The sequence below is a fragment of the Aureimonas sp. AU12 genome, assembly GCF_001463705.1.
In the GTDB taxonomy this organism is placed as follows: Bacteria; Pseudomonadota; Alphaproteobacteria; order Rhizobiales; family Rhizobiaceae; genus Aureimonas.
Map to the genome: position 1 here is coordinate 24984 of NZ_BBWH01000011.1, position 25271 is coordinate 50254.

The 25271-nt window shown below is 66.9% G+C and carries 22 protein-coding genes and 1 tRNA gene; 10 read left to right on the plus strand and 13 right to left on the minus strand.

What is annotated here, in order from left to right:
- Positions 1 to 15: 15 nt before the first annotated feature.
- Positions 16 to 465: a type II 3-dehydroquinate dehydratase gene (gene aroQ / locus AUL33_RS05200; RefSeq protein WP_062204693.1), complete on the plus strand. Its 450-nt coding sequence runs from the start codon at positions 16 to 18 to the stop codon at positions 463 to 465.
- 39 nt (positions 466 to 504) lie between these two features.
- Here the strand turns inward: aroQ and guaA are convergent, their stop codons facing one another.
- Entirely contained in the window at positions 505 to 2061 is a 1557-nt protein-coding gene (gene guaA, locus AUL33_RS05205) for a glutamine-hydrolyzing GMP synthase (protein WP_062204696.1), read from the minus strand.
- Positions 2062 to 2216: 155 nt separating this feature from the next.
- On the opposite strand from guaA, the gene AUL33_RS05210 reads away from it, so the two are divergent.
- Positions 2217 to 3584 (plus strand): esterase-like activity of phytase family protein, encoded by a 1368-nt coding sequence (locus tag AUL33_RS05210; protein WP_062204699.1) that lies wholly within the window; start codon positions 2217 to 2219, stop codon positions 3582 to 3584.
- Positions 3585 to 3597: 13 nt separating this feature from the next.
- On the opposite strand, the gene AUL33_RS05215 is transcribed toward AUL33_RS05210, so the two are convergent.
- The 4 genes from AUL33_RS05215 to katA form a co-directional block, all read right to left on the minus strand.
- Positions 3598 to 4239, minus strand: coding sequence for a 5'-methylthioadenosine/S-adenosylhomocysteine nucleosidase (locus AUL33_RS05215; RefSeq protein ID WP_062204702.1), 642 nt, complete (start codon positions 4237 to 4239; stop codon positions 3598 to 3600).
- On the minus strand, positions 4236 to 4688 hold the full coding sequence (locus tag AUL33_RS05220) for a TspO/MBR family protein (RefSeq protein WP_062204706.1): 453 nt from the start codon (positions 4686 to 4688) through the stop codon (positions 4236 to 4238). The genes AUL33_RS05215 and AUL33_RS05220 overlap by 4 nt, the downstream gene beginning before the upstream one ends.
- Positions 4685 to 5983, minus strand: a complete 1299-nt coding sequence (locus AUL33_RS05225; RefSeq protein ID WP_062204709.1) for an RsmB/NOP family class I SAM-dependent RNA methyltransferase — start codon at positions 5981 to 5983, stop codon at positions 4685 to 4687. Before AUL33_RS05225 ends, AUL33_RS05220 begins: the two co-directional genes overlap by 4 nt.
- A 152-nt stretch (positions 5984 to 6135) precedes the next feature.
- Positions 6136 to 7638, minus strand: a complete 1503-nt coding sequence (gene katA, locus AUL33_RS05230; protein WP_062204712.1) for a catalase KatA — start codon at positions 7636 to 7638, stop codon at positions 6136 to 6138.
- 133 nt (positions 7639 to 7771) lie between these two features.
- Here katA and AUL33_RS05235 point away from each other — a divergent pair, with 133 nt between their 5' ends.
- Positions 7772 to 8677, plus strand: a complete 906-nt coding sequence (locus AUL33_RS05235) for a hydrogen peroxide-inducible genes activator (RefSeq protein WP_192843140.1) — start codon at positions 7772 to 7774, stop codon at positions 8675 to 8677.
- Positions 8678 to 8702: 25 nt separating this feature from the next.
- Here AUL33_RS05235 and guaB read toward each other — a convergent pair whose 3' ends face one another.
- Both guaB and AUL33_RS05245 read right to left on the minus strand, forming a co-directional pair.
- Positions 8703 to 10208 (minus strand): IMP dehydrogenase, encoded by a 1506-nt coding sequence (gene guaB / locus AUL33_RS05240; RefSeq protein ID WP_062204718.1) that lies wholly within the window; start codon positions 10206 to 10208, stop codon positions 8703 to 8705.
- A 105-nt stretch (positions 10209 to 10313) separates the two neighbouring features.
- Positions 10314 to 11339: an MBL fold metallo-hydrolase gene (locus AUL33_RS05245; RefSeq protein ID WP_062204721.1), complete on the minus strand. Its 1026-nt coding sequence runs from the start codon at positions 11337 to 11339 to the stop codon at positions 10314 to 10316.
- Between the two features lie 234 nt (positions 11340 to 11573).
- Here AUL33_RS05245 and AUL33_RS05250 point away from each other — a divergent pair, with 234 nt between their 5' ends.
- Entirely contained in the window at positions 11574 to 12962 is a 1389-nt protein-coding gene (locus tag AUL33_RS05250) for an MFS transporter (protein ID WP_062204723.1), read from the plus strand.
- A gap of 13 nt (positions 12963 to 12975) precedes the next feature.
- On the opposite strand, the gene AUL33_RS05255 is transcribed toward AUL33_RS05250, so the two are convergent.
- Genes AUL33_RS05255 through AUL33_RS05265 form a run of 3 tightly spaced genes read right to left on the minus strand, consistent with a single transcriptional unit; the run spans position 12976 to position 15703 of the window.
- Positions 12976 to 13449 (minus strand): N-acetyltransferase, encoded by a 474-nt coding sequence (locus AUL33_RS05255; RefSeq protein WP_062204726.1) that lies wholly within the window; start codon positions 13447 to 13449, stop codon positions 12976 to 12978.
- The gene (locus AUL33_RS05260; RefSeq protein ID WP_062204805.1) at positions 13446 to 14198 is read right to left on the minus strand and encodes an RlmE family RNA methyltransferase; all 753 of its coding nucleotides are present in this window, start codon (positions 14196 to 14198) and stop codon (positions 13446 to 13448) included. Before AUL33_RS05260 ends, AUL33_RS05255 begins: the two co-directional genes overlap by 4 nt.
- Positions 14195 to 15703: a Ppx/GppA phosphatase family protein gene (locus AUL33_RS05265; protein ID WP_374754407.1), complete on the minus strand. Its 1509-nt coding sequence runs from the start codon at positions 15701 to 15703 to the stop codon at positions 14195 to 14197. Before AUL33_RS05265 ends, AUL33_RS05260 begins: the two co-directional genes overlap by 4 nt.
- A gap of 500 nt (positions 15704 to 16203) precedes the next feature.
- Between AUL33_RS05265 and AUL33_RS05270 the strand changes: the two genes are divergently transcribed.
- The 3 genes from AUL33_RS05270 to AUL33_RS05280 all read left to right on the plus strand — a co-directional run bounded on the left by AUL33_RS05270 (position 16204) and on the right by AUL33_RS05280 (position 18586).
- A tRNA-Gln gene (locus tag AUL33_RS05270) sits at positions 16204 to 16277 on the plus strand.
- Between the two features lie 146 nt (positions 16278 to 16423).
- Positions 16424 to 17716: a DUF6538 domain-containing protein gene (locus AUL33_RS22485; protein ID WP_192843139.1), complete on the plus strand. Its 1293-nt coding sequence runs from the start codon at positions 16424 to 16426 to the stop codon at positions 17714 to 17716.
- A 69-nt stretch (positions 17717 to 17785) separates the two neighbouring features.
- The gene (locus tag AUL33_RS05280; protein WP_156419288.1) at positions 17786 to 18586 is read left to right on the plus strand and encodes a hypothetical protein; all 801 of its coding nucleotides are present in this window, start codon (positions 17786 to 17788) and stop codon (positions 18584 to 18586) included.
- Positions 18587 to 18674: 88 nt separating this feature from the next.
- Here the strand turns inward: AUL33_RS05280 and AUL33_RS22040 are convergent, their stop codons facing one another.
- The gene (locus tag AUL33_RS22040; RefSeq protein ID WP_156419289.1) at positions 18675 to 18887 is read right to left on the minus strand and encodes a hypothetical protein; all 213 of its coding nucleotides are present in this window, start codon (positions 18885 to 18887) and stop codon (positions 18675 to 18677) included.
- Positions 18884 to 19747, minus strand: coding sequence for a DMT family transporter (locus AUL33_RS05285; RefSeq protein ID WP_062204732.1), 864 nt, complete (start codon positions 19745 to 19747; stop codon positions 18884 to 18886). Before AUL33_RS05285 ends, AUL33_RS22040 begins: the two co-directional genes overlap by 4 nt.
- Positions 19748 to 19908: 161 nt before the next feature.
- Between AUL33_RS05285 and AUL33_RS05290 the strand changes: the two genes are divergently transcribed.
- The 3 genes from AUL33_RS05290 (at position 19909) to AUL33_RS21510 (ending at position 23368) form a co-directional block, all read left to right on the plus strand.
- Positions 19909 to 21297 carry a PLP-dependent aminotransferase family protein gene (locus AUL33_RS05290; RefSeq protein ID WP_062204736.1) on the plus strand — a complete coding sequence of 463 codons (1389 nt, stop codon included), beginning with the start codon at positions 19909 to 19911 and terminating at the stop codon, positions 21295 to 21297.
- 798 nt (positions 21298 to 22095) lie between these two features.
- The gene (locus AUL33_RS05300; protein WP_244491996.1) at positions 22096 to 22614 is read left to right on the plus strand and encodes a phage integrase N-terminal SAM-like domain-containing protein; all 519 of its coding nucleotides are present in this window, start codon (positions 22096 to 22098) and stop codon (positions 22612 to 22614) included.
- A protein-coding gene (locus tag AUL33_RS21510) for an IS5 family transposase (RefSeq protein ID WP_156419290.1) occupies positions 22611 to 23368 on the plus strand; the annotation gives its coding sequence in 2 pieces (ribosomal slippage) (positions 22611 to 23294 and positions 23297 to 23368; 756 coding nt in all). Before AUL33_RS05300 ends, AUL33_RS21510 begins: the two co-directional genes overlap by 4 nt.
- 91 nt (positions 23369 to 23459) lie before the next feature.
- Here the strand turns inward: AUL33_RS21510 and AUL33_RS05315 are convergent.
- On the minus strand, positions 23460 to 25256 hold the full coding sequence (locus AUL33_RS05315) for a hydantoinase B/oxoprolinase family protein (protein WP_062204741.1): 1797 nt from the start codon (positions 25254 to 25256) through the stop codon (positions 23460 to 23462).
- Positions 25257 to 25271 lie beyond the last annotated feature (15 nt).

Genomic DNA, 25271 nt, shown 5'->3' on the forward strand with positions numbered 1-25271 from the left:
GCAGGGACAGTCGACATGAGCCTCATCTTCGTCCTCAACGGGCCCAATCTCAACCTTCTCGGCAAGCGCCAGCCCGAGATCTACGGGCGCGAGACGCTGGCCGACGTGGAGCGCGACTGCGCGTCGCTCGCCCGCGAACTCGGCCACGAAATCCGCTTCCATCAGTCCAACCGCGAATACGAGATCATCGACTGGATCCACGAGGCGCGCGAGAGCGCGGCGGGCATCGTCATCAACCCTGCCGCCTTCACGCACACGTCGGTGGCGATTCTCGACGCGCTCAACGCCTTTGAGCCGCCGGTGATCGAGGTGCACATCTCGAACGTCCACAAGCGCGAGAGCTTCCGCCATCATTCCTTCGTGACGCTGCGCGCCGACGGGGTGATCGCCGGCCTCGGCACGGAAGGCTATCGTCTCGCCATCCGCCGCATTGCGACGCTCATCGCGGCGAGCGCGGCAGGCTGACGCCGGCCGCTCCGTTTTTTGAACGCGTGGCCTACGCGGTCATTCCCACTCGATGGTGCCCGGGGGCTTCGAGGTGACGTCGTAGACGACACGGTTGATGCCCCTCACCTCGTTGATGATGCGGGTCGCCGTGTTGCCGAGGAAGGCCATGTCGAAGGGGTAGAAGTCGGCGGTCATGCCGTCGACCGAGGTCACGGCGCGAAGGGCGCAGACGAACTCGTAGGTGCGCCCGTCGCCCATGACGCCGACCGTCTGCACGGGCAGGAGCACGGCGAAGGCCTGCCAGATCGTGTCGTAGAGCCCGGCCTTGCGGATCTCGTCGAGATAGATCGCGTCGGCCTGCCGCAGGATCTCCAGCTTGGCGCGGGTGATGCCGCCGGGGCAACGGATCGCGAGGCCCGGACCGGGGAAGGGCTGGCGGCCGACGAAGTGCTCGGGCAGGCCGAGTTCCTTGCCGAGGACGCGCACCTCGTCCTTGAACAGCTCGCGCAGCGGCTCGACGAGCTGCATGTTCATGCGCTCGGGCAGGCCGCCGACATTGTGATGCGACTTGATCGTCACCGACGGGCCGCCGGTGAAGGACACCGATTCGATGACATCGGGATAGAGCGTGCCCTGCGCCAGGAAGTCGGCGCCGCCGAGCTTCTTCGCCTCGGCCTCGAAGGTCTCGATGAACAGGCGCCCGATCGTCTTGCGCTTCACCTCCGGGTCGAGCTCGCCTTCCAGCGCGTCGATGAAGAGATCCTGCGCCTGAACGTGGACGAGCGGGATGTTGTAGTGATCGCGGAACATCGAGACGACTTCCTCGGCCTCGTTCATGCGCAGCAGGCCGTGGTCGACGAAGATGCACGTCAACTGGTCGCCGATCGCCTCGTGGATCAGCACCGCCGCGACGGAACTGTCGACGCCGCCCGACAGGCCGCAGATGACGCGGCCGCTGCCGACCTTGCGACGGATTTCCTCGATCGCCTGATCCTTGAAGGCAGCCATCGTCCAGTCGCCGGCCAGACCCGCGATCTTGTGGACGAAGTTGGAGATGAGCTTGGCGCCGTCGGGCGTATGCACCACCTCGGGATGGAACTGGACGCCGTAGAAGCGCCGGCCCTCGTCGGCGATGGCGGCGAAGGGCGCACCCGGCGAGGCGCCGACGATCTCGAAGCCCTTCGGCAGCGCGGTGACGCGGTCGCCGTGGCTCATCCAGACCTGATGCCGCGTGCCCTCGGCCCAGATGCCCTCGAAGAGCGGCGAAGGCTTCTGCACCTCGATGAAGGCGCGGCCGAACTCGCGGTGGAGACCGCCCTCGATCTTGCCGCCGAGCTGCGCGCACATGGTCTGCTGGCCGTAGCAGATGCCGAGAACGGGAATGCCGGCCTCGAAGATTGCGTCGGGAGCCCGCGGCGAATCCACGTCGATGGTCGAGGCGGGCGAGCCCGAGAGGATCACGGCCTTGGGCTTGAGGCGGCGAAAGCCCTCCTCGGCCGACTGGAAGGGCACGATCTCGGAATAGACGCCGGCCTCGCGCACCCGGCGCGCAATCAGCTGCGTCACCTGGGAACCGAAGTCGACGATGAGGATGGTGTCGGTGTGCTGGGTCATGGCGGACTTCTAGTCAGGGCGCGCCAAAAGACAAGCCCCGAAGGCCGGCGGCGGGCATCCGCGCCGGCTCGTCACCGCCTCTTCACCGTGGCGTCGTCGCCCTGTCATCGAAGTCCCGTGTTCTCGCCGCGATGTCCAACGAGCGGAGACGCGACATGAAACCGATTCTGGCAGCCGCCACCTTGTGGGCCACTCTCCATGGCGCCAACGCGCTGGCCGCCGACGCGGCGCTCGAGGGCCGCGCCTTTCCCGCCACGCTCGACGGGCAGGTGGTGCTTCCCGCCGACACACGCATCGCCGCGCCCGCGGATGCGCCCGACCACCTGAAGCAGGCCGGCAAGTTCACGACGCCCGACCGCCGCCGTGCGAGCGAACTCGGCGCCGTTCCCGGCAAGGACGGCGTGCGCCCGACCGGCGCCGGCCTGCCGATCGACGGGCAGGCGGTGCAGGGCTTCTCGGGCATCAAGGCGATGCCGGACGGAACGTTCTGGAGCCTGTCGGACAACGGCTTCGGATCGAAGATCAACTCCAGCGACGCAAGCCTGATGCTGCATCGTCTCTCGATCGACTGGGCGGCCGGCACGCTGGCGCGCGACGAGACGGTGTTCCTCAGCGATCCCGCGAAGAAGGCGCCCTTCCCGATCGCGCTCGAGGGAACCGAGACCCGCTACCTGACGGGCGCCGATTTCGACGTCGAATCGATCCAGCCGGTGGCGGACGGCTTCTGGGTCGGCGAGGAGTTCGGCCCCTATCTCCTCAAGTTCGACCGCGAGGGCCGGCTGCAGTCCGTCCATGAAACCCGCATGGGCGACGTCGCCGTGCGCTCGCCCGACCATCCGGCGGTCGTGATGCCCGCCAATCCGACCAAGCCCCTGCCCGACTTCAACCTGAAGCGCTCGGGCGGCTTCGAGGGCTTGGCGCTGTCGAACGACGGCGCGCATCTCTACGCCATGCTCGAAGGACCGCTCTATCGCGACGGCAAGACGGAGACGGCGGCGGACGGTCGCACGGCGCTGCGCATCGGCGAGTTCGACACCGTGAAAGGCGACTGGACGGGTCAGTCCTGGCTCTACCCGCTGGCCGAAGGCGGCGAAGCGATCGGCGACTTCAACATGCTGGACGCCACGACGGCACTCGTGATCGAGCGCGACAACGGCGCCGGCCGGGCCGACCAGGCCTGCAAGGGCGAGCCGGCGGCCGACTGCTTCGCCGTGCCGGCCAAGCTGAAGCGCATCTACAAGATCGAGATGAGCGATGCCAATGTCGGACAGGCCGTGCGCAAGATCGGCTATATCGACCTGATGGGGATCGCCGACCCCAGGGGCGTTGCAAAACAGGGCGGGCGCGACGGGCGCTACGACATGCCCTTCGTCACGATCGAGAATGTCGACCGGCTCGATGAGACGCATATCGTGGTCGCCAACGACAACAACTATCCGTTCTCGGCCGGCCGTGCGCTGGACAAGGCCGACGACAATGAGTTCGTCCGGCTCGAGGTCGGCGAGTTCCTCGCCTCGAAGTAGACGCCGATCGCGCTCACGATGCGCTGGCGGCGGCCAAAGCCGCCGCCAGCCGCTCGACCGCATCGGCAAGTCCCGCATCCACGACCGGCAGCAGATGCGCCCAGTCGTCGTAGTGACGAAGCTCGGCCGCGCCGTCGGAAATACCGCGCAGGCCGATGAGCGGAACCGCGAAGCGCTGCGCCACCCGCAGGATCGCGAAGGTCTCCATGTCCACCATCTCGGCGTCGATGGCGTCGTAGCCGGCGCCGGTGACGACAGCGGCGCCGGTCGAGAGCCGGGCGCTGGCCACGTCGGGAAGAAGCGTCGGCAGCGGCGTCTCGATGGGATGATCGACCAGCGGCGTCACGCCCTTGGTGAAGCCGAGCGGCGAGGCGTCGATGTCGCGCCAGGAGACGGACGACGCCTGGTAGATGCGCCCCTGTTCCAGAACACGCGAGCCCGCCGAGCCCAGCGACACGACGAGATCGGGCAGCGTTTTCGCAGCCTGCAGGCAGGTCATCGCGACGCTCGCCTCCATCGCCGCCTCGATCGGGCCGATGCCGGTGAAGAGCGGACGGATCCGCGCCTGCAGGGCCGCGCCGTATTCGGCACGCGCGGCCATGACGAAGAGCACGCGCCGCCCGGCAACGCTCTCCAACGCAGGCGCGGCGCTCATCCGTTCAGCCACCCAATCGCACCGTTGAGGAGCGTGGCATAGGCCACCCAGACCGCATAGGGCACGAAGCACCAGAAGGCCGTGCGGTCGCGCGGCGCGGTGCGCACGAGGAAGGCGAGGATGGCCGCCAGCATCCCGACGATGACGACGAGGGCGGGCAGCGTCGCATGGGCGCTGAAGAAGAGCGGCGACCACAGGAAGTTCAGCGCCATCTGTACGGCCCAGGCCGTCAGCGCCTTGCGGTTGCCGGACTGCCAGACCGTCCACCCCGCGATGGCGATCAGGATGTAGAGCACGGTCCAGGCGGGCGCGAAGACCCAGTCCGGTGGATTGAACCACGGCTTTTCGAGATGGCGATACCAGTCGTCGGGAATGTTGCGGGAGCCGATGAGCAGCCCGCCGCCGAGCGAGATCGCAAGGAACGCCGCGAGCGCGGCCCAGCGCCTCACGACACGCGCTCCAGCAGGGCGAAGAAGAAGCCGTCGGTGTTCGAGCGCGCCGGGGTCAAGGTCAGCGCCGCGCCTTCGCCGATGCGTTCCGTATGATAGGCGGCCGGGGCCTGCGGCAGGGCCTCGCGCCAGATCGCCTCGCCATCCGTCAGCCGCCATCCCGGCTGGGCCGCGAGGAAGGCCTCGACCCGCGCGGCATTCTCCTCCCGCAGCACCGAGCAGGTGACATAGGCGAGCCGGCCGCCGACCCGGGCGAAGGGCGCGGCGGCGGCGAGCACCTTGTCCTGCTCCGCGGTGCGCTTGGCGAGCTGCGCTTCGCTGAGCCGCCATTTCGCATCCGGCCGGCGTCGCCACGTGCCGGCGCCTGTGCAGGGTGCGTCGACGAGCACGAGATCCATCGAGCCCTCCAGCGGTGACAGGTCGTCGCGCGGGGCGTGGACCGTCACGGACGCGGCGCCGGCCCGTGCCAGCCGGTCCCAGATCGGCGCGAGGCGCTGGCGATCGGCGTCGAAGGCGTGGATCTCGGCCTCGTTGCCGGTGACGGCGGCGAGCGCCAGCGTCTTGCCGCCGGCGCCGGCGCAATAGTCGAGGATACGCTCGCCGGCCTTGGCACCGGACAACAGCGCGGCAATCTGCGAACCCTCGTCCTGGATCTCGAAGAGCCCGGTCTGGAAGCCGCGCTCGACCTGAACGTTGGGATGGCGGCCATCGCCGACGATCGGCGGAATGCGCAAGCCCCAAGGCGACAGCGGCGTCTCGCCGGCCGCGAACGGCGCGAGTTCTGCCAGCACCTCCTCACGCGTCGCCTTCAGAAGGTTGACGCGCATATCGAGCGGCGGACGATCGGACAGCGCGCGGGCCTCGGTCACCCAATCCTCGCCGAGCGAGGCGGCGAGGCGCTCAGCCAGCCAGTCCGGCACGTCGGCCGCGGCGGCGCGATCCTCGATCCCGCTCGGTGCCATCCGGGTAAAGGCGATAAGCTGCTCGTCGGCCGGCACCGGCGGCGCGAAGCGATCGCCCTCGACGGCGGCGCGCATGGCGTCCGGCGCCATGCCGGCATCGAGCACCGCGCCGTAGACGAGCGAGGCGAAAGCGTCGTCGCCCATGCGCGCGGCGAGCGAGCGGCGGCGGCGCAGCACGTCGTAGACGAGGTTGCCGATGGCCGAGCGGTCGCCCGAACCGGCGAAGCGATGCGACAGGCCCCAGTCCTTCAGGGCATCGGCCACCGGGCGTCGCCGGGCGCTCATGTCGTCGAGAATTTCGACCGCCGCAGCGATCCGTCCGCCGAGGCGCATGATCCGTATCCGTTCTTCCAGAGGCTCTGCCGCTTGGTAATTCGCCGGACCGGCGCGGACAAGGGCTGCCTTCGGCCGGATGGACGACGCGAAAGGGCCGGCGTGTCGCCACGCCGGCCCTTCCAGGATCCAAATCCGCTGGCGCCGATGCGTTACTCGGCGGCCTGCTGCGGGGTCTCGGGCGTCACCGAGATGGCGGGCTCGCGGCCCGTCATCGTCTCGCGCGCCTTGCGCACGCCCGCACCGTAATCGGCATGGACCTTGTCGAAATGCGCCAGCTGACGATCGGCGATCTCGTCGGGAATACCCGACATCGCCGCGGCTATGTTGGCGAAGAGGCGCTTCTTCTCGCCCTCGTTGAAGAGGTTGAAGAGGTCGCGCACCTGACCGTAGTCGTCATTGCCGATGCGGTGGTTGTAGCGATCCGCATCGCCGTGGATCCGCAGCGGCGGCTCCTTGGCAGAGGGTTGCTCGACCGGTCCGTTGAAGGAGTTCGGCTCGTAATAGGCGTCCGGATTGCCGGTCTTGATGCCGCCGTAGACGTTCATCTGACCGTCGCGGTGGTAGTGATGCACCTCGTTCTTCGGACGGTTCACCGGAATGGTCTCGTAATGGGTGCCGAGACGATGGCGATGCGCGTCCGCATAGGAGAACACACGGGCCTGCAGCATCTTGTCCGGCGAGTAGCCGATGCCGCGAACGATGTTCGACGGCGAGAACGCGACGTTCTCGATCTCCGCGAAGTAGTTCTCGGGATTGCGGTTCAATTCGAGCACACCGACGTCGATCGGCGGATACTCGGAATGCGGCCAGACCTTCGTGAGGTCGAACGGGTTGTAGGAGGTCTTCTCCGCATCCGTCTCCGGCATGATCTGGACCTGCATGGTCCAGCGCGGGAAGCGGCCCTCGTCGATCGCGCCGTAGAGGGCTTCCTGGTAGCTCTCGCGGGTCTTGCCGATGACCTGATCGGCTTCCTCGTTCGTGTGGAACTTGTGGCCCTGCTGGGTCTTGAAGTGGAACTTCACCCAGAAGCGCTCGCCCGCATCGTTCCAGAGCGAGAACGTGTGCGAACCATAGCCGTTCATGTGCATGGGCGAAATCGGCAGGCCGCGATCCGACATCAGGATCGTCACCTGATGCAGCGATTCGGGGCTCAGCGACCAGAAGTCCCACATGGCGGTGGGCGAGCGCATGTTGGTCTTGGGGTGGCGCTTCTGCGTGTGGATGAAGTCCGGGAACTTGTAGGCATCGCGCACGAAGAATACGGGCGTGTTGTTGCCGACGAGATCCCAGTTGCCCTCGTCCGTGTAGAACTTGAGCGAGAAGCCGCGCACGTCGCGCTCGGCGTCGGCCGCGCCGGACTCGCCGGCAACGGTCGAGAAGCGCGCGATCATCTGCGTCTCGGCGCCGGGCTGCAGAACCTTGGCGTTGGTGTACTTCGAGATGTCGCCGGTGATCTTCAGCGTACCGTGCGCGCCCCAGCCCTTGGCGTGGACGACGCGCTCCGGAATGCGCTCGCGGTTCTGGTGCGCCAGCTTCTCGATGAGCTGGTAATCCTGCAGCAGCAGCGGTCCGCGCTCGCCGGCGGTCCAGGAATTCTGGTTGTCCGGCACGGCGGCGCCGGCGCTGGTGGTCAGTGTCTTGCGATCGGTCATATATCGGTCTCCTCGCGATCCGAGCCCGTGCATATGGCCCGATTCTGGAATTCTTCCAGAGAACCATGTCAGTCTTTCGGCAATAAGGGCAAATCGTATTTTCACCGGTCGCCGATAGGTTTATCCTATCGTGATGTTCACGCTGCGCCAGTTCCGCTATTTCGACGCCGTCGCCGGCACGCTGCATTTCGGCGAGGCCGCGCGCCTGCTCAACATCAGCCAACCCGCGCTTTCAGCGCAGATCGCGGCGATGGAGGCGGTCTTCGGTGGGCCGCTTCTCGATCGACGCCCTTCCGGCGTCGTGCTGACGAGCGACGGCGCGCTGGTGCTGGCGCGGGTCCGGCGCATTCTCGGCGATGTGCGCGATCTCGAAGGACTCGGCGCGGCCGGCGACGATGTCCTGTCGGGGCGTATGCGGATCGGGCTGATCGCCACGGTCGCGCCCTATCTCCTGCCGCAGCTGCTGCAGACGCTGGCGCGCGACCACCCGCGTCTCGACTGCGAGATCCGCGAGAGCGTCACGGCATCGCTGACGCGCGATCTCGCGCAGGGCGCGCTGGATTGCGTGGTGATGGCCCTGCCGTTGGAAGAGCCGGGCCTTCAGGTGATCGAACTCTTCGAGGACCGGTTCCATCTAGCGATCCCCGAGGGCGAGGGCGAGCGGTTCCAGGGCTCGGTCAGCGTCGGGGCGCTGGCGAGCGAGCGGCTGATCCTTCTCGAGGAGGGCCACTGCCTGCGGGATCAGGCGCTGAAGGTCTGCCAGCTCGTCGAGACGAGCCATCTCGCCAGCCTCGGCGCGACGAGCCTGACGACGATCCTGCGCATGGTGGCGGGCGGGCTCGGCGCGACGCTCATCCCCGAAATGGCGGTGGAGGCGGAGATCCGCAGCGGCGGCATCCGCATCCTGCCGTTCCAGCCGCCCTCCCCCTCGCGCACGCTGGCGCTGGCCTTCCGTCCCTCGACCGTGCGGCGCCGCGACTTCGAGGCGCTGGCGGCCCTCATCAAGGGCCTGCCGCGCGGCGCATCCGGCTCGGCGTGACCGGCCGAGCCGTGTCGGCGATGCGTCAGATGCCGCCGCCGGGATAGTTCGGGCTCTCGCGGGTGATCGTCACGTCGTGGGCGTGGCTCTCGCGAAGGCCGGCGTTCGAGATGCGCACGAAGGTCGCGTTGCGGCGGAAGTCCTCCAGCGTCGCAGCGCCGGTGTAGCCCATCGCGGCGCGAAGGCCGCCGGTGAGCTGGTGGAGGACGGCCGAGACCGCGCCCTTGTAGGCGACCTGCCCCTCGATGCCCTCGGGAACCAGCTTCAGCGTGTCGCGCACCTCCGCCTGGAAGTAGCGGTCGGCCGAGCCGCGCGCCATTGCCCCCACAGAGCCCATGCCGCGATAGGCTTTGAACGAGCGGCCCTGGTGCAGGTAGACTTCGCCGGGGCTCTCCTCCGTGCCCGCCAGCAGCGAGCCGACCATCGCGGCCGAGGCACCCGCGGCGAGCGCCTTGGCGAGATCGCCCGAGAACTTGATGCCACCGTCGGCGATGATCGGCACGCCCGCCTTGTCCGCGACGTTCACGGCATCCATGATCGCCGACAGCTGCGGCACGCCGACGCCCGCGACGATGCGCGTGGTGCAGATCGAACCCGGGCCGATGCCGACCTTGATGCCGTCGGCACCCGCGTCGATGAGCGCCTGCGTCCCGCTGGGGGTCGCGACGTTGCCGGCGATGACCTGCACCTCGTTCGACATGCGCTTCACCCGCGCCACGGCGTCGAGCACGCGCTGCGAGTGGCCGTGCGCGGTGTCCACCACGATGAGGTCGATGCCGGCGTCGATCAGCCGCTCGGCGCGCTCGAAGCCGTCGTCGCCGACGCTCGTCGCAGCCGCCGCGAGGAGGCGCCCCTGCGCATCCTTGGCGGCGAACGGGTTGAGCTGCGACTTCTCGATGTCCTTGACCGTGATCAGCCCGACGCAGTGGCCGGCATCGTCGACCACGAGCAGCTTCTCGATGCGGTGCGTGTGCAGCAGGCGCTTGGCCTCGGTCTGGTCGACCGTGTCGCGGACGGTCACGAGGTTCTCGTGCGTCATCAGCTCGGAAATGCGCTGGCTGTCGTCGGAGGCGAAGCGCACGTCGCGGTTCGTCAGAATGCCGACGAGGCGACCGCGGGTCTGGCCGCCGCGCCCGGCGTTCTCGACCACGGGAATGCCGGAGATGCGATGCTGGCTCATCAGCGCGCGGGCATCGCCCAGCGTCGCTTCCGGCCCGATCGTCACGGGATTGACGACCATGCCGCTCTCGAACTTCTTGACCTGGCGTACCTGCTCGGCCTGCTCGATCGGCGTCAGGTTGCGATGGATGACGCCGATGCCGCCGGCCTGCGCCATGGCGATGGCGAGGCGCGATTCCGTCACCGTGTCCATCGCCGCCGAGATGATGGGAATGTTGAGGCGCAGCGTACGCGAGATGCGGGTGCGCACATCGACCTGTCCGGGCATCACCTCGGAATGACCGGGCTGCAGCAGCACGTCGTCGAAGGTCAGAGCCAGGGTGCCGGTAGCGGTCTCGATGATGCGGGCCATCGCCAGTCCTCGAAATGAATGCAGGCGCCCGAATGAGCGCCTGCGAAAGGAAGGATTGGCACGGGCTCGTAGCACGGGCTCCCCTTCAAGGAAAGCCGCGCCGCGTCAGCTCTCGACGAGCGACTGGTAGGTCTCGGGCACGAAGCGGAAGGCATCGCCGTCGCGCTGCACGTAGCCCATGGCGGGGAACGGCAGGTGATAACCGACGATCGGCACGCTCTCGTCGGCCAGCATGGTCGCGAAGCGCGCGCGCGTCTCTGCCGCCGCCACCTTGTCCTGGTCGAAGCGGACCTGCCATTGCGGGCGCTGGAACGACACGACGAACTGCGAGAACGTGTCGGCCATGAGGAAGAGACGCTTGCCGCCCGAGACGACCTCGAAGGCCAGCATGCCCGGCGTATGTCCGAACGCGGCGCGCGCGGTGACGCCCGGCACCACCTCATCGCCATCGGCAAGCAGAGTCGTCTTGTCCTTGAACGGCACGACCTTGGCTTCCACCGCCTTCGCGTTGTCGGCGCGCGAGCCGGACTTCGCCTCCGCAGAGGTCCAGAACGCCATCTCCTCGGCGCCCACCCCGTATCGTGCATTCGGGAAGGCCGGTGCGTCGCCCTCCATCAGTCCGTTGATGTGGTCGCCGTGCAGATGCGTCAGCACCACGACGTCGACATCCTCGGGCGCATGGCCGGCGGCTGCCATGCGCTGGCGCAGGAGGCCCATGCCGTTGGCGCGGCCGGCTTCGCCCATGCCGGTATCGACGAGGAGAAGCTGGTCGCCGATCTCGATGAGCGTCGGGTGGAAGAAGTTGACGAACCGATCTTTCGGCAGGCCGTTTTCCGCCATCAGCGCCCCAACGGCTTCCTGCGTCTGATCCTCGCCGAAGGTCGGGAACGGTCCCTCGCCCGGCCGGATGCCGTCGAGGATCACCGTGACGGTGGCCTCGCCCAACTGGAACCGACGCCAGCCGGGTGCAAGCGGAAAGGTATCTGCGGCGCCGGCGGTTTCAGCATGCGTCATCGCTGCGGTTCCTTCCTGCGCGCTCGCACCACCGGCAACGGCCAGCGTTCCCGCGGACACGCCGCCTGCCGCCAGAAGCAGCGCATGGCGCCGGCTCACGTCGTTCGATGCGGTCATCGATCGGCTCCCGTTTGGCGCCACTCGAGCGCCCGATTCAGTAAAACGCTAAATGCGTCTTAGGGCCGGGAGGACAAGCGTGCTCTCCGAAAGTTCAGACAGGCCATTGCGGCGCATGGGAGATCGCACCCGGATCGTGGACACGAGCCGCATTTCGCCCATCTTACACGCTATCGATCAGTCGACCCTAGCATTGCCCGCTGCAGAGCGCCGGCCCAGTCTGGACTTCCGTCCTTGAAACGCATCGTTCCGGTCGTTCTCGCCGTCGCCCTGTTCATGGAGAACATCGACTCCACCGTCATTGCGACCTCGCTGGCGACGATCGCCGCCGATATCGGCACGAGCCCGATCGCCCTGAAGCTGGCGCTGACGAGCTACTACGTCTCGCTTGCGGTGTTCATTCCCATTTCCGGGCGGATGGCCGACCGGTTCGGCGCCAAGCCGGTGTTCCAGTGCGCCATCGGCGTCTTCATGGCGGGCTCGCTCGCCTGCGGATTCGCCAACTCGCTGGAGGGTTTCGTCGCCGCGCGCTTCCTGCAAGGGGTCGGCGGGGCGATGATGACGCCGGTCGGGCGCATGCTGCTCGTGCGCGCGGTGCCGAAATCCGATCTCGTCGGCGCGATGGCATGGTTCACCATCCCCGCGCTCGTCGGCCCGTTGATCGGCCCGCCGCTCGGTGGCGCCATCGCCACCTATGCCGACTGGCGCTGGATCTTCTACATCAACCTGCCGATCGGGGTCGCCGGCGTGCTGCTGGCGCAGCGCTTCCTGCCGCACATCGCTGCCATCCCGTCCATCACCTTCGACTGGCCAGGCTTCGCGCTGTCGGGCCTCGCCTGCGCCGGCGTCGTGTTCGGGCTCTCCGTCGTCTCGCTGCCGGCCCTGCCGCCGGCCTTCGGTCTCGCGATGACGCTGGCCGGCCTCGCCATGGCGGCGCTCTACATGCGCCATGCACGCCGCACCGAGCGACCGGTGCTCGAGCTGCGCCTCCTGCGCATTCCCACCTTGCGCGCGGCGGTGATCGGCGGCGCGATCTTCCGGCTCGGCGCCGGCGCCGTGCCCTTCCTCTTCCCGTTGATGCTGCAGCTCGGCTTCGGCTACACGCCGCTGCAGTCGGGCCTCGTCAGCGCCGTGTCGATCGGCGGCGCCATGATGATGAAGGCGCTGGTCAAGCCGATCCTCAAGCGCTTCGGCTTTCGGGTGACGCTCGTCGGGGCAGCGCTTGTCGGCGGCGTCCTGATGGGCGCAATCGGCTTCTACCGGCCGGAGACGCCGGTCGCCGTTCTCGTCGTGCTGCTGCTCATCGGCGGCTTCTTCCGGTCGCTGTTCTTCACCGGCGTCAACACGCTGGCCTTCGCCGATGTCGCCAAGACGCAGACCGGCGACGCCACCTCGATGCTCGCCGCCTTCCAGCAGATCGCCATCGCCGGCGGTGTCGCGATGGCCGGCGGCATCCTCGAAGTCGGCATCACGCAGAACGGGACGGGACAGGCGTCGCTGGCGGATTTCTCGCTCGCCTTCTTCGTGGTCGGCTTCGTGACGATCCTTGCCGCGCTCTCCTTCTGGCGCCTGCCGGACGAGGCCGGCGCCGAGGTCGCCGGGCGCCGCGCCCCGGCCGAGTGATGGAAGCCGGAGATCAGTCCGGCACAAGGCGAAACCCGAGGCGCTGGTAAAGGGCGCGCGCCGCCAGATTCGTCGGCATCACCTTCAGGTCGACGGCGGAATGCCCACGCCGCGCGAGCGTGTCGGCCATATCGAGAATCAAGGCGCTCGCAAGGCCCCGACGGCGAGCCGGCACCGCAACGGCGACGTCCTTGATGAAGCCGCTCGTCCAGGCATGGCAGAGGCCGAGAAGCTCGTCCCGCTCGCTCCATGCCAGCCGAACGAGCGAAGCATCCCACTCCGTATCTTTGCGCACTTCGGCAAACCAGCCGTCAGGGGCACCCGCAACGCCGATCGGCCAGACGTCCACCAGCAGCCGCTCCACCGCTTCGGCATCGGCAGCCGAGAACGATTGCAGCCGGATCTCGGCCGGCCAGACCGGCTGCCGGCGCGGCGCACCGAGATCAAGCCGCAGGCGGAGCGGCGCCCCGCCGGCATCGAGCGTCACGTGCGAGGGTCGTACACCGCCTCGGGCTCGACCCGTTCGTCGTCCGGATTGTTCTCGCGGAAATTGCGTCCGCGAAAATCCTTGGCGAGGAGATAGAGCTCCACCGAGCCCTCGCGCGAGGCCGGCGGCTTCACGTGATGCACCGTGCGGAAGTTGCGCTTGAGCAGCGTCAGCAGCTCGCCCTCGGTGCCGCCCTGAAAGGTCTTGGTGAGAAAATGGCCGCCGGGCCGCAGCGTCTTCAGCGCGAAATCCGTGGCGACCTCGCAGAGATGCATGGTGCGCAGATGGTCTGTCTGGCGATGCCCGGTGGTCGGCGCCGCCATGTCGGACAGGATGATGTCGGGATCGCCGCCGAGCGCCTCGAGCAGGCGCGAGGGGGCGGTATCGTCGAGAAAGTCGAGCTCGAGGATCGTCGCCCCCGGCACCGGGTCCACCGGCAGGTAGTCGATCCCCACCACATGCGCCTCGGTTTCCGACGTGCCGGTGCGCTGCACGGCCACCTGGCACCAGCCGCCCGGCGCCGCGCCGAGATCGACCACGCGCATTCCGGTCTTCAGCAGGTGGTAGCGATCGTCGATCTCGCTCAGCTTGTAGGCCGCGCGCGAGCGGTAGCCGTCCGCCTTCGAGCGCCGCACATAAGGGTCGTTGAGCTGGCGTTCCAGCCAGCGCCGCGACGAGGCCTTCAGCCCGCGCTTCTTCTTGACGCGGACCACAAGCCCACGATCGTCACCCCGTCCCGAACCCGTCACGCCGTCTGCCTTGCCTGTGCGGTCGCGGCCCGGCGCCAAACGCCGTCCGCCACCATCATTTCCGTCAACAGTCCCTCGCGCAGGCCCCGATCGGCGACCCGCAGCGTCTTGGCCGGCCACACCCGACGAATCCCTTCGAGAATGGCGCAGCCCGCCAGCACCAGATCGGCGCGATCCGACCCGATGCAAGGGTTGGCGATGCGCTCCTCGAAGCTCCAGCCGGCGATGCGCGCCACCAGCCGGTCGACCTCGACATCCGTCAGCCAGAGCCCGTCCACCTGCCGGCGGTCGTAGCGTTCCAGTTCCAGATGCACCCCGGCCAGCGTCGTCACCGTGCCCGAAGTGCCCAGAAGATGGAACCCGTCGCGCCCGACGATGTCGTTCAGCCGGTTGCGACCCGGGAAGTCGGAGATCATCGCCTCGACCTCCCGGATCATGCGCTCGAACAGCTCGGGCGTCACGTCGCGCCCGCCATGGCGCTCGGCCAGCGACACGACGCCGACCGGCAGCGAGGTCCAGGCGACGATGTGGTTCGAAAGCCGGCGGCTCGCGCCGTTGCGAAGGTCGAGCAGCGCGATCTCCGACGAGCCGCCGCCGATGTCGAAGAGCACGGCGCCCTTGGCCGAGCGATCGACGAGCGATCCGCAGCCGGAGACGGCGAGGCGCGCCTCGGTCTCGCGGCTGACGATCTCGAGCGTCAGACCGGTTTCGCGGCGCACCCGCTCGATGAACTCCTCGCCGTTGGCCGCCGCGCGGCAGGCTTCGGTGGCGATCAGCCGCGCGCCGCGGATCTCACGCACCGAAAGCTTCTGCGAACAGATCTCGAGCGCGGCCACCGCACGGTCCATGGCGCCCGCGGCGAGGCTTCCCGTTCGGCCCAGTCCCTCGCCGAGCCGCACGATCCGCGAGAACGCGTCGATGACCCGAAACTGGCCGGGCCGCGTCGGGACGGCAACGAGCAGCCGGCAATTGTTGGTACCGAGATCGAGCGCGGCATAGGCGGGCATACGCGCCGGCCCCGCCTGCACCGGGATCGGCACGGCTGCGGCAACCGAAGCCGGCAGCTGACCGCTCTCGCTTGGCGCATCGCGCATCGCGGGAACGGCATTTCCGGCAGGACCTGCCGCCTTGATGGCTGCCGCACGCGCCCCGGCGCCCCGGCGCCGGCGTGCCTTGCCGCGCGACGTCGGCACATCGCCGGCCGGCTTCGGCGAGGGCGCAGGATGGCGGGAGCGCAACGCTCGCTCGGCTTCGGCCACCTTGGCGCCCAGAACGGGCGGCAGGTCGCGCATCCCTTGCGCGAGATGAGGCTGCGCCTCGCCGGCCTCCTTGCGCCGGCGTCGACGCTGACGTTTCGACAGGCGACCGGCCTTCGAATTCGGATCGTTCGGCTGGGACGGATCGGCAGCGGCGATCTTGGGTGCGGGTCGATCGGCGGCCGTGTTCTCGCTTCGCTCTGGCCGAGGCGCCTCGTCCGCCACAATGCGGGCGAACTCGCGCCCCATGCCGTTCGTCACCGCCTTCGCCGCCGTCCGATCCTGGTGCGGTTCATGGATCACTCGATATCTCCGGAGCAGGCCGTAACAGCGCTCCCTCGGCTTCTGCAGCCGCTTTCGTTGCCGGCACTGTAGCAATCCGACAACATTTCACAAGGCGTCCGACCACCGCCATGCCTGTGCCCGAATTCTCACGGCGGACGATTGGATTGCCTGCACCGCCCTCCCCGGCGAAGCCCTCTTCGAGGGGTCCTCCGACGTCAGCTTGACCGAATCGCCCTGTCGCACGATCCAACAAGGACAGCACGGGACATCCCGTGCAGACCGATCAGCCCGACTGACGACCGCCTCATCCAACAGCGGCCTCCCCGGCTGCGTTCATCATCCAGTCGCAAAACCCGCACATCGTCCTTGACGCGAGAGCTCAGACCTTCTATTCGCCTCCTCGTCCCCGGCAGGCACAAACCAGCCGATGGACAACAGACGGCCCGGTCACCGGCAGCCGTCGTTGGGGAATAGTTTAAGGGTAGAACAGCGGACTCTGACTCCGCTAGTCTTGGTTCGAATCCAGGTTCCCCAGCCAGCCTATAGCAAGCTTATGTAATCATTATCGTTTTCGGTGGCTGAGGGTCCTCTCAGCTCTTTTGCCACGCGATGTGCCCAAACCTGTAGCTCGCAGGTGACGCCCATCGGCGTCTCCTCGGGCTCGCGGCTCAAGGGATCCGGTCGGTGGCGACTCGGCATGACACAAGCAATCTCGAACGGCGTGGCCACACCTTCTACTGGCGCGCTCGCGTACCGACGCGCTTCCGCAAGGTGCCGCGGCAGGCCCGCCTCTCCTTCTCACTTCGGTTGTCCGACCATCACAAAGCGGCCTACATGGCGCGGCGGCTCAACACGCTGCTTGCCGACCTCACCGTGAGACCGACCGCCGCGATGACCACGAAGGACCAGCTCGACCAGCTCTTCCGCGCCGAGATCGAGCGCATGACCGCACATCTCGACGACATCGCCTTCGCGGTTCGGCGAAGCGGTGCCGTTGACGACGTCCGGGAGATGGAAGCCGACATCGAGGTTGGCTGGGCGTACCGCCTAATCCAACTCTTCGGCACGACGCGCGCTCTCAGCTTCGACGCGGACTGTCCGGGCAAGTCGATGCTTTTGCGCCACGGTATCCCCGAGCCGCATGTCGCGACGATCGCCGAAACGTTCCGCGCCGAACAGGCGGAAGCACGCAGCCCCGTTTTCGACCGTGCCGTCCGTCAACAAATGGCTGACGTCGGCCTCGCTGACACGTTGGCCAATCGCGAGCGGGCGAAGATGGAGCTGTATCGCGCGAAAACGGATGCGCTCCTCAACATCGCCGAACGCTGGCCGATGATCGACCGCAAGCAGAATGCTCTTGTCACTACGACGCTGCCCGAGGAGGAACGCTCCAGCCTCGTCTTCCCGGCAGACATCCCGGCGAAAGCAGACTCTGACGATTCGTCGGCAGATACAAACGTGCGGGTTCAGCCTGAACCGGAGCTTAGCGTCACGGAGGATGCGGAAAAAATCGCCCTTCCCGTTAAGCCGACATCAGACGACGAAGTGGTGAAGGCGGCCCCACCAGAAGTTCTGCCGATTGAAACGCCTGCTGCTGAACGTCCCGAGCCTAATGCCGCACTTGCCGGCCGGGCCCTGCGTCTCGATGCGTTCGAGGCATCGTATGAGCAACTCGCTCGCAACAATCGTGACAACTGGCCCCCTGCAACCGCCAGCGACGTGCACATGCTTGTGCGGATGTTTCGCGACATTCTGGAAGAGAACGACGTCGCGCATTCCGGTGAGATCGGCCAGCAACACGTGGCAGCTCTGCGCCAACATCTGAACCTGATTCCAACGCGCTACGGACAGAGCGCCCGTCAACGCGTCATGAAACCCGCGGCACTTCGCGCATTCGCCGCCGATGCAATCGCACGTGCAGAACGGCGCGGCGAGGCGCCACCCAAGGTCGGCCTTTCGGCGGCAACGATCCGCTAGCACCTGGGCAATCTCGACACGTTCCTCCACCATGTCAGAGCCAGCGGCTACATTGTGGCGGATTGGTCATTGAAAAGCCTTCGGCCTCGCAAGCCGAAAGCGGGCACTCTGCGGCTGGCGCAGGTAAAGCCGTCGCCGGATCAAGTGCGGCCGATCTTTGACCTTCCGATCTTCACGGGATGCCGAGACGCTACAGACCGCCATGTTTCGGGAGATGCGGTATTCCACGGCGGCGTCTACTACCTACCGATGCTGTTCGCTTATCTCGGCGCCCGTCGCAATGAGTTTGCTGGCCTCGAAACGAGAGACGTGCTCGATACGCTGCATGGTGCCGCCATTCACATCCGCGCCAACGTTCACCGCAACATCAAGAACGCTCAGTCCGACCGCCTCCTGCCGGTGCCACCAGAGCTGCTACGCCTCGGCTTCCTCGATTGCGTCGAGACGATCCGAAAGATGGGCTATCGGCAGCTCTTTCCCGAGTTGTTCTCGCCGCTATTGAAGACGAACGATCCGGGCGACCGCTTCTACAAGAACTTTATTCCAATCGTGAAAGCCTCGCCGCAATTCTCCTCCGATCTGTGGCAACGCTCAGTTCATGCCCTCCGGCACGGATTTTCGGACACGATGAAGCAAGCGGGCGTCGACACTTCCATCATCAGCGACATCGCCGGGCGTCTCGGCGAGTCCGAAACAGCGCTGCGCTATACGAACGTCGCCGGACTTCCGTTGATCAAGAAACAGCTCGAAAAGTACCCGGTTATCACCGGGCACCTTGAGGCGCGTCCGGTGCACCTCCTGCCATGGGTCGAGAACGAGGAACTGCCGCCTTGGGCGGGCAAGAAGCCGGGAGATCGGTTTCGGAAATGATTTCCGTTCAGTCGGAGGACGCAGAGCGTCGCGGATTGGCCAAAAGCGGTCTGTCCGCTTTCCGTACGCCGTCGCTGATAGTGGGCATTCAGCTATCCGCCCCTTCCAGGTCATTCCCAAACCTCGCGGTGTAGCCCGAAAGCCGCCATTGCTGTCTGGCGGCATCGAAGGCGAGCTGACGGTCAGCGAAAGGAGAGGCTGGAATAAGAGTTCCCGTCACTCGGAGCACGCGCTTCATCTGTGCAGGTGTGAGGGAAAAGGCCGATAGACCGTAGAAAGGATGCCGATCGTCGGCACTCATCGAGCGAACCTCTTGGCGCCGAACACGCAGAAGACGACGAGGCCGGTGACCACGATCATCGACCAGGCAACGGGTTCTCCTAGCAGCAGTCCCGCCAGTGCAAGCCCGAAGAACGGCTGGAGAAGCTGGAGTTGCCCGACGCCGGCAATGCCGCCGAGCGCCAGCCCGCGATACCAGAACACGAAGCCCACCAGCATCGAGAACACCGACACGTAGGCAAGGCCCAGCCATTCGGGGGTGGTGATCCCGGTCCAGTCGCTTGGCAGAGTGACGAGCGCGATGAGGCCCATGATCGGCAGCGAGACCAGCAGCGCCCAGGAGATCACCTGCCAGCCGCCGAGACGGCGCGAGAGGGTCACGCCCTCCGCATAGCCCAGACCACAGAGGACGATGGCCGCCACCATCAGTAGGTCGCCCGTCAGCGAGGCCGGCCCGCTCTGCGCCAGGGCAAAGCCGGCCACGGCCACGGCGCCGACCACTGAGAACAGCCAGAAGGCGGGCTTCGGCCGTTCGCCGCCTCGGACGACGCCGAAGATGGCGGTCGCCATCGGCAGGAGGCCGATGAAGACGATCGAGTGCGCCGAGGTGATGTGCTGGAGGGCCAGCGCCGTCAGGAGCGGGAAGCCGACCACCACACCGAGCGAGACCACCGCCAGCGGAACGAGGTCACTCGCCTGCGGGCGCTTCTGACGGAGCAGGAGGAGTAGGAGGGCGCCGAGCGCCGCCGCGATCACGGCACGGGCCGAGGTCAGGAACAGGGGCGAGAAGCCCCCCACCGCGACGCGGGTCGCGGGCAGCGAGCCGCTGAAGATGATGACGCCGAGAAGTCCGCTGCCCCAGCCGGCCATTGATCTGTCCATGACGCTCTCCCCGTTCTGCGTCCTCGGATAGATCGGTCGAGGCTGGATCGAACAGCGACGGTCCCTTACGGTAGCGCCGAACTGTAGGGATGGCAGGAGCCGAACGGTTGAAGCCTTCGATCGAGCATCGAACTGAATCCCCGACGCGCACGGGCGCCGTCATGGACGCGATCCGGCATCGGATCTCCGCCCGCACGCTCACTGCGGGCGAGAAACTCCCCTCGATCCGCGGGCTTGCCAAGTCGATGAACCTCTCGCCGTCCACCGTGGTGGAGGCCTACGATCGGCTGGCCGCCGAGGGCTTGATCCGATCCCGGCCGGGGTCCGGCTTCTTCGTCGCCGGCAGCCTGCCGCTCGTTCTCGCCGATGTCGAATCGCGAGCGGATCGGGCGGTCGATCCGCTCTGGGTGTCGCGCCAGTCGCTCGACGGAAGTTCGGACATGCTGCGCCCCGGATGTGGCTGGCTCCCGGCCGACTGGATGCCGAACGCCGCCATCCGGCGCGCCGTGCGGGCGCTCGCCAAGGCCGAGGACGCGGTGCTCACCAACTACGGCGCGACGCGCGGATCGCTGGCGCTGCGGGGCCTTCTGGCACGCCAGTTCGCGGCGGAAGGAATCGAGGCCGGCCCCGACCGGATCCTGCTGACCGCTTCCGGGACGCAGGCGATCGACCTCGTCTGCCGCTTCCTGCTGCAACCCGGCGACACCGTGCTTCTCGACGATCCCTGCTACTTCAACTTCCAGGCCCTGCTCCGCGTCCACCGGGTGAAGGTCGTCGGCGTGCCGATGACGCGGAGCGGGCCGGATATGGCGTCGTTTGCGCAGGCCGTGGAGACGCATCGCCCACGCCTCTACATCCGGAACTCGGCCGTTCACAACCCCACGGGGGCTTCCCTGTCCCCGCAGGCGGCGCATCGGATCCTGACCCTCGCGGCTGCCAACGACGTGACCATCGTCGAGGACGACATCTTCTCCGACTTCGAACCCGAACCCTCGCCACGGCTTGCCGTGCTGGATGGCCTCGCAAGGGTCGTCCGGATCGGCAGCTTCTCGAAGACGCTGTCGGCCTCGATCCGCTGCGGCTACATCGCGGCGCAGGCGGACTGGATCGAGGGCCTGATCGACCTGCAAGTCGCGACGAACTTCGGCGGGCCGAGCCCGATCGCGACGGAGATCGTCTCCAGCGCCCTGTCGGACGGAAGCTATCGCAAGCACCTTTCAACCCTGCGGTCCCGGCTGGCGAAACGGCGGCGGGAGGTTGGGGCGACGCTGGAAGCCCTCGGCATCCGTCCCTGGCTCGAACCTCGCGGCGGCTTCTACCTCTGGTGTCGCCTGCCGGACGGGCAAGACGCGGCGGACATGGCGCGTCTCGCGTTGAAGGAGAACGTTGTTCTCGCGCCCGGAAACGTCTTCAGCATCGCGCAGACGGCCCCCGATTGGATGCGCTTCAACGTAACGCAGATGGCTGATCCCAGATTGGCATCCCTCCTGCAACAGATGCTGAGGGAACGAACGGCTTGTGCATCAATGTCCAATGCCATCAATGTTTGACTGAAAGCGGACCGACGCCTTTCCACCCCATCCGGTCTCGGGCGTCGGAGGAAGCGGCCGGAAGTGGCCACTTCTATTCGTTCGATGAGAGACGAAGCAACGAAACATATGCCGGTTCAAGGCTCGATCGTTCTCTCCAGTTTGGCAACCAAACAGCACCTGATATATGCGCCATCTGAAGATCGGCAATCTCTTCCCTCGAAGGGTCGCTCGTATCCTTTGGGTTCTGCACTCTTGCGAACTTCCGGTAGGGGTGGAAAGCTACCAGCTCGCTTCGAAGCGAGATAGTAAGGAAGCGAACCTCGCCGGTAGACTGAATCATGCTTCAAGGCGCACCTCAGTCATCGCCCTCTGGCCCCTCCGCGCCCAACGGTTCCAACGCCCCGCTCTGGACCGCCTTCCCCTGACCCCGCTCGACCGTTCGCCGCGCTGCCGCCAACTCGGCAGGTGTGACGGCCCGACGCTCCGATATCTCCTGTCCGAGGCACAGGTCTGCCAGCAGCGGCAGGTGGTCGGATCCGAACTCCGGCAAGACCTCGAGTGATACTAATATGTCCGCTGCTAGGCGTCCAGCAGGCACCTCAAGTGGTCCTGACTGGGTCTAGAACCGTCCGACCGCTTCGGGACGGCTGCTACAGTAGCTGCTTGAGACCGGATGGGGTGGATAAAACGAACCCGCTTCCGCGGAAGAGGCGGCGGCTTCGTCGTCGGCGGACGGACACGAGCGCGCTGCGCTGATTGAGCGTCGCCCGGTGCGGGCGGACGATCCCGGCTTCTTCACCCGGACGGAGCCTTCCCATGACGACCTCCATCATTCTCGCCGCCACGGTCAGTCCGTTGCGCCAACGCCTGATCGCCGACATGACGATGCGCCGGGTCTCGGCCGAGACCCTGCGCAACTACCTGCGCCACGTCGGACGTCTGGCTTCCTTTCTCGGGCGCTCGCCCGACACGGCCAGCGCCGAAGACCTGCGCCGCTTTCAGATCGCACAGCAGGAGACCGGTTTCGGCGAGCCGACGATGAAACGCCATCGTCTCGGCGCTGCTCTTCTTCTTCGTCCGCACGATCGACCGGCCCGATCTGGCCTGGAAGCTCGTGCGACTGCGCTATCCCCGCAGCCTGCCCAATGTTCTCAGTCCGGACGAGGTCCGCCGGCTGCTCGGCGCCACCGTCTGCCTTCAGCACCTGGCGGCGCTGTCGGTCGCCTACGGGGCCTGCGCGCCGCGGAGGTCGCAAGCTTGAAGGTCGGCGACGTCGCCTCCACCCGGATGCTTCTGCGCGTCGACCGCGGCAAGAGCAGGCGCGACTGGATATGAGCGATCTGTACTGGCTGACGGACGAGCAGATGGCACGGCTTCGCCCGTTCTTTCCCAGAAGCTGCGGCAGACCACATGTCGACGATCAGCGGGTTCTCAGCGGCATCATCTTCGCCAACCGCAACGGGTTGCGATGGCGCGATGCGCCCAAGGACTATGGGCCTGCGAAGACGCTCTACAACCGCTGGAAACGTTGGGGCGAAGCGGGTATCTTCGTCCGAATGATGGAAGGTCTGGCAGCAGCCAACGCCGATCCCAGAACCCTCATGATCGACACGACCTACCAGAAGGCACACCGCACGGCATCAAGCCTGGCGGTCAAAAGGGGGCTTGGACGACTAATCGGTCGCACCAAAAGCGGCATGAACACCAAGCTTCATTCCGTGGCCGATGCGAACGGTCGCCCGCTCAGCTTCTTCCTGAACGCGGGGCCCGTCAGCGACTACACCGGGGCAGCGGCGCCTCTGGACGGTCTTCTCAAGGCGCAGTGGCTGCTCGGTGACCGCGGCTATGATGCCGGCTGGTTTCGGGACGCTCTTGCAGCGAAGGGCATCAAACCCTGCATTCCAGGCCGAAAGTCTCGCAACGCGTCCGTCAAACACGACAAGCGCCGTTACAGACGCTGCAACCGCATCGAGATCATGTTCGGGCGACTGAAGGACTGGCGGCGCGTTGCGACTTGGCTCACGACCGCTGTCCAACCGTCTTCTTCTCCGCCATCGCGCTGGCCGCCACCGTGCTATTCTGGCTGTGAGCTATGAGTCCTGACCATAGCCACACGTCCTAACATACCTCGCGCGAAGACGTGTGCTGATCAAACCCGCGGTGGCGCACGCCGGCCCAGATCAGGCTCGCAGGCCGGCAGTTGCCGTCTCGTCGATCACCCAGCAGCCGGGCTCGTCGCCTCTCTCCTTCAACGCCACCCGGTACACCTCGCGGGCCGCGTCACGCGTCAGCCAGCCGCGATTGACGGAGCGCAGCACGAGCGCCGTGTCGCGCTTCGCAGGGTCGCCGTACCCGCCGCCGCCGCAGGCGGTGAAGGCGATCCGCTCGCCGTCGCGGATCACCACCTCGGCAAAGGCAGGCAAGGCTTCGTCGGCTGCCCCCGAGACCTGCCGAACGGTCTCGCTCGCCTTGCCGTCGCCGCCACCGAGCACGCCGCGCGGCGGAAAGTCGGTGCCGTCGGCGGCGTAGACGATGGTCATGTCGTGCTCGAGCGGACGGAAGACGCCGCCCATGGTGGGCGCCCCCTCGAACTCGCCGAACCCTTGCGAGTCCGGCACGACGCCGCGGCTCTCGATGAGGATCGGATACATCGACTCGTCGACCTCGACGGAGTCGAGCTGGATCAGTCCGGCATTGGCCGGCCCGCAATAGGTCAGCCAGCCGTCGAACCCGTGCCGCGCACCGCCGCCGCCGTAGCCGACGAAGATCTGGTTGACGTAGGACTTGCCGTTCTTGAACGGATCGGCGCCCGAGATCACCCCGACGCCGGCGGGCAGGTGCGAGCCGCTTTCGGCCTGGCCGTAAGGCGCGCCCATCTGCGAGAAGACGCAGTTTCCCGCGATCATCAGACGGTCGTTGACGTTGGTCGTCGCCACCGACGTTCCCACGGGATAGCGCGGCTTGCCGACCACCGAACCCTCCCGCAGGAGAACCTTGATCTGCGACTTGGCGCCCTCGTTGTGGGGCACGCTTTCGTCGAGATTGTTGAAGACGCCGATGCGGCAGGAGCCGGTGGCGGTGTTCTCCGACAGGTTCAGCCCGCCCGGCACGTTGTCGATGTTGTCGCGCGCATCGACTATGACTTCGCCCGCCACCGGATCGACCTCGATGGTGAGGCGCACCGGAATGCCCTCGTCGGCGACGCCCGGCACCGGATCGTGGCGCGTCTCGTAGGTGTAGCGCCCGGCCGGCAGCTTGGCGATCGCCGCCTTCGCGCAGCGCGCGCCGTAGTCGAACCAGTCCTCGACGAAATCCATGACGGAGTCGCGATCGTAGCGCGCGAGCAGTTCGCCGATGCGTCGCTCCCCGGTCCGGCAGGCGCCGATCTGCGCCCGCACGTCGCCGAGCCACATGTCCGGCACGCGGTTTCGCATGAAGCCGATGCGCAGGATGTCAGCCTTCTCCTTGTAGTTCTGGCCGGCGCGCACGCAGGGAAAGTGCATGCCCTCCTCGAAGATCGTGCGGGCGAACGGCAGGTAGGTCGAGGGCACGGGCGCGCCGGTATCGGCGTGGTGCGAGAGCGCCACGACCCAGAACAGCGGCTCTCCCGCGTGGAAGACCGGCATCGCGACGATCAGGTCGGCATGGTGCGTGCCGCCGGTGAACGGGCAGTTGTTGAAGAAGATGTCGCCCGGCGCGATGTCGTCGAAGAACTCGCTGATCGGGCGGGTCGCCATGTCCATCGACATGACGTGGATGGGCAGCGCGTCCTCGACGGAGACCAGCCGGTGGTCGTAGGTGAGGATGGCGCAGGAGAAGTCGCGGGCGTTCTTGATGACGGCCGAGCGGCTGGCTCTCATGACGACGAGCGTCATCTCGCGCACGATGGCCTCGAACCGGCTCTTGAGAACCGACATGAGGAACGGGTCGACCCGGCGGGTGAGTTCGCTGGTTTCGGTGGAAGCGGCGGTGTCCATGGGTTCGGTCCTTTC